Raw genomic sequence first — 14,261 nt, forward strand, 5'->3', positions numbered from 1 at the left:
CTCGTAGCCAGGGTTTAGACAGCCCGCCCCGTAACGCACCACCTTGTCAAACAACAAAAATGAGATGCACCCGAATGCGATCGCCCAACGAACAACTTTATTGTCCCCTAAACCCCTATAATTATGTTGTATATTAATAGTTAAATTAATCTAAGTATAATAAGCTTGAACGATCAAGAAAGTGTGCAAACTTATGAATAAGCTCAGGAGGTAAATGAACTATGAATATGCCCCAGAATATCAAAAGTGGTTTTAGCTTTGATGAAGCCATATTAATGGCCAAATTTTCTCAGCAAATATACTCATTATACCAGTATGATGATGGGAATGTCAACGACATAGAAATTCAAGAAATCTACAATTCCCTTTACCGCTCTCAAGACTGGAAATTTGTCCACAGCATCCGCAATGATGAAAGCAATGTACGTGGATTTATTGCCAAAAAAACAACCGGTCATCAGTATACGGTGGTTTTCCGAGGCTCAATCGTGACCGATCGCGGGGCTTTTGAACTAACCGACCTGGTATACAACATGGACTGGGATTTAGTAAACTACGGTTCCGTCACTGATAAAAGAATTAAAGTCGTTCAAGGATTTTTGGAAGCCTCTGAATCCGTTTGTGATCAACTCGAAATCTTTTTTAAGACCTTACTAGGTAAACTCACAGCCAAAGATTTTGACAAGATCCACCAGATGACTTATGAAAGGCAGTTTGCCTGCATCACAGCTATCGCCGATGCTGGAGCAATTCGACTCGGTACTGATTTTGAGCTCGAAGCCAGAGCACTGATTGAGGAAGCAGTGGCAGATGAGGAACTTGGTAATGATGACGAGCTAATAGACATTTTAGATTTTCAACAAAGTAGGGTGCTAGAACTCGAAAAACTCAACGATCCAGTGGACGTTTATGTCACTGGTCATAGTTTAGGCGGTTCCTTAGCCTTCCTCGGTGCTGTAGCTTTGCGGCGTTACTTTGGTTCGGCTGTGATGATCAAAGTCTACACGATTGCCGCACCAAAAGTAGGCAATGAGTTATTTGCCAACTACTACGAGCGACAAATCGGTAAAGGGCTGACTCATCGCGTGGAAAATTTATTGGATATAACTCCTAGTATGCCACTTCCGCCCCCCTTCCCCTTAAATATCTTGACTGGGAATGGTTTGCGGGTTGGGAACTTGTACCTATCAAACTGTACTGCTGTTGGAGAGTTACACACCTTGGTGGGACTGGGTTCCCAGGGTGTCTCTGTGGATTTTGGCGGAGCTGTAGAATTCTTCGGGGGCATTCCGTTTCCTCACGGTAGTGATGCCTATTTGCAGCTACTTGAGGAAGACTATCAACGTTGGCAACAATTGTGGCGACCTATACGAAATATTATGGAAAACTTTATGAACGAGCTTCTCCAACAGCAAACTCAGGCTATTAAAGAGGAGCTGGATCAGGTAAAAAAAGAAATTCAAGCATTAAAGAACCAATATAATGGGAAAGTAGAAGGGAAGGATGGCAAGCCTACAGAGGTAACAACGGCTACAGGCGATTCACCAAATTGATCTAAAATAAGTGGCTTCTTTAAGGATTAGGCATTGACTACTCTCGTCGCTAAATCAGAGGATTATAGCGAGAGATTCGTAAGAACATAAATCCTTACCCAATTGAGAACTGCCATAAATAACTGATGTTTCCTGATTTTCTTCCCTCCAACACCGAGCAGCTAGTTGAGTCTACCTCGATTGACCTTGCTCAGAGTATTGAGCGTCAAGCTATCTCAACTCCCCTCAGCCCACAGGCTATTGCCACAACTTACGTTAATCAGGGTAAGGGTGGCACACCAATTCTGTTACTCCATGGCTTCGATAGTTCCCTGCTAGAATTACGCCGCTTGCTACCACTGCTGGCTCAGGACAATGAAACCTGGGCAGTGGATTTATTGGGCTTTGGTTTTACGGATCGCATGGCAGGGACTCCGTTTAGTCCCAATGCGATCGCAACTCATCTCTATTATTTCTGGAAAACCCTGATTAGAACACCAGTCATTGTAGTCGGAGCCTCGATGGGAGGTGCAGCGGCGATTGATTTTACCCTCACTTACCCCCAGGTAGTTAAACAGTTAGTATTAATAGATAGCGCTGGCTGCACCAAGGCTCCCCCGATTGGGAAGTTCTTATTTCCTCCCTTAGGCTACCTAGCGACAGCATTTTTGGCGAATCCCAAGGTCAGGCAAAGTATCAGTAAAAACGCTTACTATGATAAAGGTTGGGCCTCTGAAGATGCCCGAATTTGTGCTGCATTGCACCTAGAAATGCCTGGTTGGAATCAAGCCTTGATTGCGTTTACCAAAAGTGGTGGTTATGGTGATTTTGGGGATAAGCTGGCTCAGATTAGCCAGCCAACTCTAATTTTATGGGGTGACCATGACCAAATTTTAGGGACTGCTGCTGCTAGTAAGTTTAACGATGCGATCGCACAATCTCAATTAATCTGGATTAAAGACTGTGGTCATGTGCCTCACTTGGAACAAGCTCAAGTTACTGCTGAGCATATTTTAGAATTTGCTTAGAATTCCTAAGCATTCAGCTATCAGCTATCAGCTATCAGCTATCAGCTATCAGCTTATGCGCTATGGGCACGCTACTTTACGAACAGCTTTTGAATACAATAAGCTGACCACTAACGGCTGACTGCTGACAGCTAACGGCTGTTCGCGTAGCGTGCGCGTAGCGCATATGCTTACTACAAAAATATAGCATTTTCAGTTGAGATTTGAAAACGCGATCGCATGTCCAACATACCAGGGAATATTGGGATAAGCTGGTTCCAGGGGCATGATTTTATATCCTAGAGAGTCAATAAACATCTCAATGGTTTGATTCTTCAGTTTAAAGGACTCTTGATTCCCATCATCTACTTCATAAATCAGGATGGGCTGATAGTCTTTAATAGTTTGAATCATCCCCCTTAAAACATTAATTTCTGCTCCTTCCACATCGATTTTGACAACCGTTGGAGGTTTCAAAGTCTTTTGGGACACCAAATCATCAATAGATACAAGGTCAACTGTCATTTCACCCCTGAGATCTGGAGGTGTACCCGCTGTCGCTAAAGTAGCTCCCCCTGAATGATGGGCTAGCAACAATTCTCCGGTTCCGGTTGAGTCAGAAACGGCTTGTGGGAAAACAGTAACATTGGAGAAACTATTAAGCTCCACATTCCGTAGAATAATGTTAGCATTGTTTGGCACTGGCTCAAACGCATAAACCTGTCCAGATGGCCCAACTAGCTTCGCAGCAATAATAGTAAAAAAACCAATATTAGCACCGATATCATAGAAGATATGATCGTGGTTTAAGCAGCTTGCTAAAGCCTTCTGAAGTGGAAGTTCATAGGTACCACGTGCAAAATCAGGATTAGAACCATCCCCATGGAATTTTAGTCCTGCACCTACTCCATTGTTAAGGGTTACCTCTTGATTGCTTAAATTCATTAGTCTAAACCTTTGCTACAAAGTTTTGAAATACACTTCCTGTATCATTCCCCCATTCCCAGTTAGCGACAATCCCAACTCGGTTAATTCTAAGACGCGCCGCATCTGGATAAACATCTGTCAGGGCACGATACAATACTGGTTCATCATTGATGAATATCATATAATTCATGCCATCAAAAATCATGCGGAGCCGATGGGAGACCCCCCAGGAAATGCGTTTCCCCACATTTGTCCAGACAGCATCAAATAATTCTTCAAAGCCATTGAGATAGAAAAAGGAAGACATTGAAGCACCACCGTAACAGTCATCTAACCAGTTATTGATAGTGATATAATTGTCAGCATCCTGCCAAAAGATAAACCCTCCACGACCTTTTTCTCCCTGTCCTCGTCTAGTTCCAGGGGGAGTAATGTCTACCTGTAAATCCGCTATTTCTGGGTGATCCCAATCAATAGTGTAGGCAGTGCGACCTGGATTATGATGCTTAGCATCAGCTTGGACTTTGGCTGTACTATTCCCAGTCAGCTCAATTACCCCTAGCCCAATATTCCGATGCCAGACTTTGCTACCACTAGTGGTGGTTTTTCCCATCAAGTCCCCAGCTGCACCAGCAAAATCTTCAGTGATAGCCATTTCGGTCCCCTCTACTACCCAAGGGGAGCCCAGGTCGAGTTCGGAAGGAATAGGAATAGTGCGTGGATGAGCCTCAAAGGAGCGAAAATACAGACTATGATTAGGGTTAATCCCACCGATGCCAACACCGGTAGCGTTTTCCAGGCGGGTATCTGTAAAGCACTTGTTAAAGACTAACTGGCCATTGAGATACAGGCGAAAGGTCTTACCATCATCCAATATCTGTAAAGAGTTGATCGCTCTTGGCTGTAAATACCATAGATCGCTAACAGCTAAACATTCCCAGCTATCATGGTCTTGAATCATAAGTTGACATTTGTCCCCGTCTGCTAGGAAACTCCAGAATTGGTTTTTATCCTGAACACGCCACACAATGCGGACTCCAGTTATCTGAGTAGAGGTTTCGACCAGCAAATGGATTAGCCCAGAGGGTGTGGGACACTCCAACATAGCGACGCTATCCGGTTGAGTGGCTCTAGCACCATGAGCTGTTAACTCATAACTTCCTTGAGAGACACTCCAGAAACCACCCTTGTCCGCTTCAGCACCATCTAGCAAACCATCACCAATGAGATCATCTGCTGCCTGAGCTGTACCGTACCAGGTGGCGATATCTGAAATTTGGACTACATTAGCGCCATAGATGCGCGTATCGACTTCAAAACCATTCTGTCCCAAAATACTTTGGTATACACCAGCATATACTGTCGGATCATCATTGAAAGGATCAATAGCAATGAGACGCATGTTAGGGTAAGCCGCCAGACCATGAGCATTAGGAACAGAAGCAGCATAATAGGCAGCTCCCTTTTCCCGCAGAACTACGATGTAATAAACCTGGAGATTTTGTAAGCCCGTAAATGCTGAGAGTAGATACCCCCCCAACCGAGTCCACAACTCTCCATTTTCTGCCCCAGTGGCATGAACAATAAAGGCATTTCCCTCTGCAGTTGGGTCAACAGGAACTTCCCTGGGGAACCAACCCACTGCTAGATTCTCATCAATATTTGGCAATTTAAATGGTTTGAAATATTTGGAAATTCTGGAGGTACTACGAATCCACCATAGAAGCTTTCGCAGCATCCTGCTTTTTCCCTGACTGGAAGTCCAACGCAGAAGTCGTTTAGCCGGTTTATCTGTCTCAGGACCAATCATCCACCGATGGAGTCGTTCTGTCAGGGGCTCAATCCTTTCGGTCTGGGATGTATTATGACCATTGCTCAGAAACACTGCAAAGGCCAGTCCATTGGTACGGGTGTACGGACCATAAGCAATGCCCTGTCTGCCCCACGCAGGTTTTAGCAGAGGCTGGAGACGTAATGCGCCATTGTCAATCCCAATCAGCTTTTCGACATCTATACCCTTACGAACTGTACCACTGGGAGTTTTAGTACCAATGGTTTTACCTGCACAACAGTTGTCTGAGAATGTGTCTGTGAAGGATTTGTTTACTAAATTTTCTGGTGGATTTAATTGTTGCATATTGTTACTTAATGTTTATATAGTGTTTTTAAATGAGATGTAAAACAGATGTAAAACTCAGATTGATTGATGGAAATTATGACTTCCCTACTCCCTATCCTATTGAGAATATAAAAAACAATAAAATGGATATATGATACCCCATATATCCAGAACTGATATGACTGATAAAAATCTTGAACACTCTTGTTACTTATGATTTCATGATTATCTTGAATGAAGTTGCCAAATTGCCTAATTTATCGCTAGCGATGCAGCAAGGGAACAGGGGGTTTCCACGGGGCAAACAGCGGTGCGGACGCAGGTTCCGCACACAGAACCCAAACCATGAGCGACTGCATCAAGAATATTCAGAATTATGATTCAAACTATATCGACGAAATAATTCATAGTTTTGAAAAAAACAGTCTAAAAATTCCCCTTCTGACACATCCTTTAGGGTTAGCCAGCGTGGATGAGGAATTAGTTGTTTCATTTGAGATTGATGTTGGTCTAGGGCAGTACGTTTGATATCAAAAACATCACCAATATAGACAGATAATCTAAAATCATTCAGTAAACGAAACCCTGACATGATGGTTTTTTTAAAAAAGGAGACCAGGTTTGGTTTACTCCCTTCCACCCTTGTCCAAGGCCAGTGATTCCAGAACCATATAGGATACTCATAAACTGTCACATCAAATTTAATTGTTTTGAGTGCAGCTACCACAATTTCATTGGTAGCATTATGGTCAGACACCCCATCGTTATAGTAGGGAATAAAAATTTCTTCAGGAAGATAGTTAAGAATAATTTGTGCGACGTTATGGATAGCAAAGTTTCTGGTTTTATCTAATGTTCCATCTTTGAATTCCAGGAAGCTCACATCATGCTCTTGCAGACCAAGTTGTTGAGCGGCTGCCAAGGCTTCATTAGCGCGTATTGATTTTACCTGATTTTCTGGAATCAGATGAGCATGAGATTGACAACCATCTGTCATAAAAACAATTTTTATATCGGCCCCGGCTTGCTTTTTACGGATAATTGTTCCACCACAGCCAAGGGTTTCATCATCCTGATGGGGTGAAAAAATAATCGCCGATCGTCTTAGATTATTTCTGTCATACTCAACTCTGGTACTATGGATTAGAAAACGATAAAACTGGCGTACCAGAGTTTTTAAGGATAATTTATTGTTCATTTTTACAGCAGTTTTCAATTGGGTTAGATACAGATTCTTTGGTTTTAGGGAACAGGGAACAGGGAACAGCGATGCAGCGCGGTCTTGGGGAGGCAGCGCCTTCACGCGGGGGTTCCCCCCATGAGCGACTGCCGTGGTTTCCCCCATGAGCGACTGCATCAAGACGGGAACAGGGAAAAAATCCTCTGTACCTCAGGTGCGACCCGTGGCGAATTTAATTCTTAATGGGTCAAGCGCACTTAATAGTTATGAAAAACGCTGTAACTTGTCACTTGTAACTATTCCCTGTTCGGATGTTCAACACTTCTGCCTTTGGCTTTCAAAGAATAGTCTTGTACTGCGTAAGTAAATCATCAACAACTTTCTCGAAAGAAAATACTTCAACCGCTCGCTGATGTCCAGCTTGTCCCATGGATGTTCTAAGTTCTTGGTCAGAAAGAAGTTGCAAGATGGCGTCTGCTAAAGCATCAGCATTACCCCGTTCAACCAGCAGACCTGTCTTACCATCTTCCACAATCTCGGGAAAAGCACCAGCTTGGGTAGCAATAACGGGAAGACCTGCGACCATAGCTTCCACAATTGGCATCCCAAATGCTTCGTGACATACTGAGGGAAATACAAAAATGTCTGCCTGCTGATAATAATTGACTAATTTGGATTGAGGAAGGGAGCCAGTGAAGGATACTTGGCTGGCTAGATCAGCACCAAAGTAATCATTCAATTCGGACAGGTATCGTCTCAGGTAACCTGTCCAACTTTCATCACCGTAGAATGACGCTAATTCTGCCACTTTGGAGTCATCACTTAATCCCACAAGATAGTCGTAGGGTAATGCACCTACAGGACCAACGAGATCAAGTTTGGTTTGAGGGCAGCGATCGAGCACTTTTTTAAACGCTTCTAATAAGACATGGGAGCCTTTTTCTGGAGATACTCTCCCCACGTAGAGTAATCGTTTAGCATAATTGTTGGTGTTGCCATTTTGCTGATTATCGCTGACATAGAAATTCATGAAGCGATCAAGGTTTACCCCATTAAAAACCGGCTGACAGCGCTCGGCAAATTTAGGAAAACGCTGGCGAATCCCTTCTGTGATATACTTACTAGTACCAATAACTAAATCTACCTTACTAAGCCGCTTTTCTAGAATTTTGTGATCGAGTTGGGTCAACCACTCACAATGCATGTGCAGGGCAATTTTTATTCCTGGGTTCAAGGCTCGTATCACTGGAATAAACTGAGATAAGTTGTGAATGTGAACAACATCACATTGCTGTTTTCTCAAGTCATTTGCTACCTGTAAAATATATCCCAGGTAATAGAGTTGGGAGCCAAATATAGGACGTTGTTGATTCTGGAATCCTGGAATTTTTTCTAGATAGTTTAGCAGTTTTTTATCCCGACCTATGGGAATATATCGATAGTCTACTCCGTCATGATTTGCCGTATTAAAGCGTTCTCCTGGTGTATAGACAATAACATCACCATCTTGAACTAAAAGACGCACGAATTCATAGGTCAAAATCCCGATGGAATCCATCGGATTTGGAAACGATGTCATCACAAAGGGTTGACAGATAAATGCTATCTTTAATCGTTTCTTAGAATCTGCTCCGTTTAATTGATGATTTAATTTGTTGTTTAATTTGTTCTGCTCTCGGTCAATCCTAGCTAATTTATTGTGCACTAAAGTGGTGTAGACTACAGTGTTACTGGGATTGAGTTTGAGGACATTGTTATAGGATGCGATCGCATCATCTAATTTGCCTTGTTCCTGCAGAGCAACTCCTAAGGTATAATGACTGTTGACCAAGTCTGGCTGTATTGCGATCGCTTTCCGGTAGTAAGCCACCGCAGTCTTCAAATCGCCCCCTTTTTTCCGAGTAACGCCCAAATCGTGATTTAATGCAGCGTAGTAGGCGTGTTTTTCTTGGGAAAGCTGCCCTTGAGCGTAGAGAGCATTACCCAAATTCACATCAGCTTCAGCAAAGTTGGGCTGAATCTCCAAAGCTTTTTGATAGCATGCGATCGCATTTTCCCACTTGCCTTGTTGTTGTAGAGCATAGCCAAAGTTGTTGTAAAGCGCTACCGAGTTAGGCTGTAGGGCTAACGCTCGCTGATAAGCTTCCACTGCTTCTGACAATTGACCTTGAGCTTGACGCAAATTGCCTAAACTGAACCAAGCCTTGAAAGACTCCGGATTTACAAGGAGGGTTGTATTGAAAAACTCCTCAGCACTTTGGTACTTACCTATCTGTTGTGCTAGCATTCCTAACCCATACAAGGCATCTGGTTGGTTAGGTATTGCTGCTAGAATCTGACGATAAACTTGCTCAGCTTCAACCAAGCGATTGCCTCGATGATATTGAAGAGCAACTTGAAGTGCTTCAGAAAGTTGTGTCACTGTTGTAATCCTCAATTTTTAGTTTTTAATTGGTAATTGGTAATTGATAACTGCTTTAACTAGGGATAAGCAAAGTAAAAACTTTCTGAACTATGATTCAACATAATCGAGCGCAACTTTGAAGCAATCTCATCCCGTAGGGGAGCAGCTTCGGCTTTAGTAAGCCAAGTAAATAGTTTCTCCACAGCTTGAGGAGACGGATCAATTTTGAGTGCCTCTTGGAGCAGACGAAATGCACCAGCAAGATTCCCAGCCTTTAAGGGAATTACCATATGCTCTAGACAATAATTAAAGTAATGGTTACGAGCGTTGGCTGTAATTGCGGCACAATGTTCAGCAGGAAGATAACTCTCGGAAATTTCAATCCCCTGGCGGATAGACGTTGCTTGAGCTCCAGATAATATCAGTTCACTGGTCATATTATTATCATGCTCACGGTAACGTGCCAAAATATCGCCTTCGTACCACCAATCATAAAAACTAGCAATGCGCTTATAAAGTTCCCAATCAGGAGTATAAGTGTTTTCCGGATCGTAACACCCCAGATGTTCATGAGTGGAGCGACGAATCACAACTGCACAGGGATTCAAGACATTAGAAGTGCCAATTTTCCACAACCAATCTTGATGGATACCCGTGTCTTTTCCATACACTTTTTGGGAGAAAATTATTTTTCCTTTCTCATTGATATTTTCATAACCGGTAAATGCTGCTCCCACAGAATCACTACATGTTTCTAGACTCTTCTTCAACCGGGAATAAAAACCTGGAAGAACATACTCATCTTCAGGAAGCACATGAATCCACTGACCGCGACTGAGGGCAATACCAAGATTAAAATTGCGTCGCGCACCGATATTTTCTGGATTGCGGTAGTAGCGAACTACCCCTCCCCCAATCGAATTCACCAAATCGTATAGAGGAGGTGTGCTGGCATTATCCATAACCAAAATTTCCATCTCCTCCTCGCCCTGCCATTGAGCCAATACATTCGCCAGACATTCCAGAAGATAGTCAGTACGGTTATATAAAGGAATAATTACTGTCCAAAAGGGTCGCTTGTCTTCACTTACCGATACGGTCGGAATCCCTGGAAACTGATATCCCCCGATAGTAACGTCTGGTTGTTCTACCTGCGGTGGTGTTAGTGTCTCAGGAGATACTGTAGAACCGTTGTCAGAACCGTTGTCAGGATTTACTACTTTCTCATACCGGGGATTGACTAGCATTAGCCCTTGTCGATAAGCAGATGCTGCCTCCTTTAACTGCTTCTGAGTTTGGTAAATCGTGCCTAAATTAAAGTAGACTTCCCCATAACTAGGATTGAGCTCCAGAACCTTCTGATAAGATGCGATCGCATTTTCAAACTCACCTTGGTCTTGAAGCACCACTCCCAAATTGTAATGAGCGCTTAGCAAATCTGACTGCATCGCGACTGCTTGGCGATAGTAAGCCACAGCATTAGTCAAATCTCCTGCCTTTTGCCGGGTAACCCCTAGCTCATAGTTCAATTGTGCGTAGTGTGCTTGTTTTTCTTGGGAAAGCTGCCCTTGAGCGTGGAGTGCATTGCCCAAATTCACATCAGCTTCAGTGCAGGTAGGGTCAATCTCCAAAGCTTGTTGATAAGATGCGATCGCATCGTCCCAATTACCTTGTTGTTGTAGAGCATATCCAAGGTTGTTGTGAACCGCTATTAACTTCGGCTGTATTGTTAAGACTCGTTGGTAACACTCCACCGACTCAGACAACTGACCTTGACCTTGGCACAAATTACCTAAACTGAACCAACCCTTAACAGAATTCGGCTCCGCTTCCACAGTAGCTCTGAACAACTTCTCCGCAGTATCATACTGACCTGTTTGCTGTGCCAGCACCCCTAAGCCATATAAAGCTTCCGGATGATTATGGTGTTGTTCCAAAATCTTATAGTAAACCTGTACAGCCTTGTTTAAGCGATTGGCTTGACGATGTTGAACAGCAAGTTGTAGTGCTTCAGAAACAGTTTCCATCGCAAATTGTCTTGGTTTATGGACTACATTTAATAGAAAATCTTCCAATGCTCTTACCGGTTTAAAGTCACCATATAACTTATGCTTATTTTCAGCAACTTGATCAGATATATATTGACGATATTGAGCATCTTGACCCAACCGTACCGCAATTTTTACATAATCCTCTTTACTTGCAGCAATTGTATCTTCCAGACCCATCATTTTTAGAATTGCCATCGTATGCCGACCACGCATCAAATCTCCTGGCAATGTCACAATCGGAATATTATGGGCAATCGATTCCAAACTAGAGTTACATCCAGACCAACCAATGCTATCCAAGAATACATCCGCTATCGCTGACGTTCCAGCAAACCTCCTTTTATTCAGGAACGGTAAAAATATGCAGTAGTCTTTATAATCGAGGCCAAATTTATTAAAAGCATCCCTTAAACGCTGCTCAAATATCTCAGTAACCTGGTCACTAACATATTTAATAAATACAAATTTACACCGACAAGCTAACTCCTTAGCAATTCTAGGAAAAACATCATCATAGTCAGGTAAATATTTATATAACGATTGGCAGCACCAGAACATAATCTCATCATCCTCTAAGCCTATGTCCTTTTTAGCGATCGCTTCCGGTGTAATTTCCAAAGGCGTGTAATGGATAGAGAGATTCGGTAATCTAACTAACCTCTCACTATAATGATCTTGAGCATTTTCTGCCTCCATTAAATCACTACTCAAGTAATAGTCAATCGTCGGCATCCCACTAGTATCCGGATGTCCCCAAGATGTCATTTGAATCGGAGCCAGTCTTAAACAACCCAACTTAACTGTAGTGGGGGACATCCCGAATTCCGGAAAAATAAGAATGTGTAATTTATCTTCTGTAATTACCTCACACCATTCTTCCATAGTGAAAGAACCTTGAACAAATTTTACAAATGATTTCGCCGCTCTTGCTGTTTCCTTATCCTGTTTTAATCCTATGTGATAACCAAATAGTTCAAAATTAGATCTATCCAGATTTTCTACCCAGCCCTTAATCGGTATTTTCCAATTAGAATGATCCCAAAAGAATTCCGAAATAACCCCAATCCGAACTTTTTCATGAGGCGCTAAATTTGGTAGAGGAATTTTCTGGCTCCACCGGGGATAGCACTGAGACATGATCTGGCAAATCATTTGTCCATAAATTTGCTGTAACTCTCGGTTATTTAACCCTTGATAGGCCAGATAAAAAGGCTGAAACGCTCCCACCGCCTTAGCAGCACTTAGCAGTTCCCTTGGACTTAGCTCTGTATCGCTCTGTGTATAGCTATCCGCTAATTTTTTAAGACTAGCTTGGTAATTATTTCGCCTTACCTTGATTTCATCAACACTTGAATAAATGATCGGAATCTGACACACGCACATGGCCAGTTTAGCTTCAGCCAAGTTAGGGTTAATACTTAATGCTTGCTGGTAAGACTGTAGGGCTTCTTCTAGCTTGCACTGTTCGTGGAGTGTATTTCCTAAATTGTTATAAACCTCAGCAAAATCAGGTTTAAGCCTAATCGCTTCCTGATAGGACTGTATCGCTTCCTCTAACTTGCCCTGTTTTTGGAGTATTGTTCCCAAATTGTTATGAGCGTCAGCATAGTCAGGTTTAAGCCTAATTGCTTCTTGGTAAGACTCTCGTGCAGCATCTAACTTGCCCTGTTTTTGGAATAAAGCTCCCAAATTGTTATGAGCCTGAAAACAATCTGCATTAAGCTTAATCGCTTCCTGGTAGGACTCTTGTGCCGCATCTAACTTGGCCTGTACCTGTAGTACATTTCCCAGATTACAATAAGCCTGAGCATAGTCAGGTTTAACCCTAATCGCTTCTTGGTAGCACTGTACCGCTTCCGATAACTTACCCTGATTATGAAACAAATTTCCTAAATTGTTATGAGCGTCAGCATAGTCAGGTTTAACCCTAATCGCTTCTTGGTAATACTGTACCGCTTTCTCTAACTCTCCTTGTGCCCAGAAGATATTTCCCAAATTGTTATGAACTTCAGCAAAGTCAGGTTTTAGGGTTAAGGCTTGTTGGTACAACCCTACCGCTTCCTCTAGCTTGTTTTTTTCCTCAAATATACTTGCAAGATTAGCAATTGCTATCACGTTATAGGGCTTCGATAAAGGCTTTTCCTCAGCCTGATTATCCCCCTGAATCTGTATTACTTGTCTGTAGATAGATTCAGCCTCATCTAATTTACCCAACTGATGATTTTGAGCAGCTGTATTGATTAGAGATTCAAGGTTTGATTCTAACAATTGGTTGGTAGTCATATCGCGGTTTGCAGGGCAGAGCTAGGTCGCCGTAATACTAAATCCGTTTTGATTAGATATCAATCATGAAAAATTATTTCCCCCTGGTTGTCTGGTCAGTTTGGCAAAACTTTACATAACTTCACATTAAGCTGTCCAGGAATAAATTTTTGTTATACTAGTGTTATCGGAATAGTTAGGGAATTCAAACATGAAACACTGCGTTGGTACTACCGAAGCCGCATCTCTCTTAGGTATTTCTTCTCGACGATTGCGCCAATTCCTGGAGAAGGGTAGGGTCAGGGGTGCCTATAAAAGTGGTAAATTCTGGATTATTCCTCTTTTCAACCACCTACCACAAATCACCAAAGCTACCCGTGGACCCAAGGGCAAATGGCGTACCAGTCGTCCTCCCGCTCTAGCCACCATCAATGTCAACCGTAATCGCATTGGCAGCAACAATGGTAAACCTGCCGAAGACCGTCAGCCAGTGATTTCGGTCAAACGAAGCGGCAACAATTTATACGGCAACCAGATCGAAATCCTTGGTCCATGTCGGATTGTTTATCAGCCCGAGCACCCACTGCGTTGTGGTGCTCGTCTATGGATCGAAACCTTCAGTGATGTTCATTTCATCGGTGGTAGTTTTCCCGCTAGTGTCTGATCCTAAGGGCATTGCTTATTCTGGCTATGGTTTCCCCAATTCTGGGGATAACAAAACTTTCAAGCGATGCAGCGCGGTCTTGGGGGTTTCCCCCATGAGCGACTGCATCAAGACA

The 14,261-nt window shown here is 42.8% G+C and carries 8 protein-coding genes; 3 read left to right on the forward strand and 5 right to left on the reverse strand.

The features are described from left to right. Positions 1 to 221 precede the first annotated feature (221 nt). Together AC4II3_RS25065 and AC4II3_RS25070 are read left to right on the forward strand one after the other, a co-directional pair. Positions 222 to 1,553, forward strand: a complete 1,332-nt coding sequence (locus AC4II3_RS25065; protein WP_488012160.1) for a lipase family protein — start codon at positions 222 to 224, stop codon at positions 1,551 to 1,553. Between the two features lie 125 nt (positions 1,554 to 1,678). Continuing rightward, a complete protein-coding gene (locus AC4II3_RS25070) occupies positions 1,679 to 2,560 on the forward strand; it encodes an alpha/beta fold hydrolase (RefSeq protein ID WP_488012162.1) in 882 nt (293 codons plus the stop codon). Between the two features lie 192 nt (positions 2,561 to 2,752). Here AC4II3_RS25070 and AC4II3_RS25075 read toward each other — a convergent pair whose 3' ends face one another. The 5 genes from AC4II3_RS25075 to AC4II3_RS25095 form a co-directional block, all read right to left on the reverse strand. After that, complete coding sequence (locus AC4II3_RS25075; RefSeq protein ID WP_488012164.1) at positions 2,753 to 3,484, reverse strand: FkbM family methyltransferase; 732 nt, start codon at positions 3,482 to 3,484, stop codon at positions 2,753 to 2,755. 4 nt (positions 3,485 to 3,488) lie between these two features. Next, positions 3,489 to 5,603 (reverse strand): nucleotide-binding protein, encoded by a 2,115-nt coding sequence (locus AC4II3_RS25080; protein WP_488012166.1) that lies wholly within the window; start codon positions 5,601 to 5,603, stop codon positions 3,489 to 3,491. Positions 5,604 to 5,943: 340 nt separating this feature from the next. Next, the gene (locus AC4II3_RS25085; protein WP_488012168.1) at positions 5,944 to 6,783 is read right to left on the reverse strand and encodes a PIG-L deacetylase family protein; all 840 of its coding nucleotides are present in this window, start codon (positions 6,781 to 6,783) and stop codon (positions 5,944 to 5,946) included. 319 nt (positions 6,784 to 7,102) lie between these two features. Continuing rightward, positions 7,103 to 9,187: a glycosyltransferase gene (locus AC4II3_RS25090; protein ID WP_488012170.1), complete on the reverse strand. Its 2,085-nt coding sequence runs from the start codon at positions 9,185 to 9,187 to the stop codon at positions 7,103 to 7,105. A gap of 59 nt (positions 9,188 to 9,246) precedes the next feature. Beyond that, complete coding sequence (locus AC4II3_RS25095; RefSeq protein ID WP_488012172.1) at positions 9,247 to 13,503, reverse strand: tetratricopeptide repeat protein; 4,257 nt, start codon at positions 13,501 to 13,503, stop codon at positions 9,247 to 9,249. Positions 13,504 to 13,693: 190 nt separating this feature from the next. Between AC4II3_RS25095 and AC4II3_RS25100 the strand changes: the two genes are divergently transcribed. Further along, a complete protein-coding gene (locus tag AC4II3_RS25100; protein WP_488012174.1) occupies positions 13,694 to 14,146 on the forward strand; it encodes a MerR family transcriptional regulator in 453 nt (150 codons plus the stop codon). Positions 14,147 to 14,261 lie beyond the last annotated feature (115 nt).

The organism is Moorena sp., from assembly GCF_982860115.1.

Excerpts from the sequence above, each read along its gene's own strand:
- AC4II3_RS25065 (WP_488012160.1), top strand. The coding sequence starts at position 222 with ATGAATATGCCCCAGAATATCAAAAGTGGTTTTAGCTTTGATGAAGCC.
- AC4II3_RS25070 (WP_488012162.1), top strand. The coding sequence starts at position 1,679 with ATGTTTCCTGATTTTCTTCCCTCCAACACCGAGCAGCTAGTTGAGTCT.
- AC4II3_RS25075 (WP_488012164.1), bottom strand. The coding sequence starts at position 3,484 with ATGAATTTAAGCAATCAAGAGGTAACCCTTAACAATGGAGTAGGTGCA.
- AC4II3_RS25080 (WP_488012166.1), bottom strand. The coding sequence starts at position 5,603 with ATGCAACAATTAAATCCACCAGAAAATTTAGTAAACAAATCCTTCACA.
- AC4II3_RS25085 (WP_488012168.1), bottom strand. The coding sequence starts at position 6,783 with ATGAACAATAAATTATCCTTAAAAACTCTGGTACGCCAGTTTTATCGT.
- AC4II3_RS25095 (WP_488012172.1), bottom strand. The coding sequence starts at position 13,503 with ATGACTACCAACCAATTGTTAGAATCAAACCTTGAATCTCTAATCAAT.
- AC4II3_RS25100 (WP_488012174.1), top strand. The coding sequence starts at position 13,694 with ATGAAACACTGCGTTGGTACTACCGAAGCCGCATCTCTCTTAGGTATT.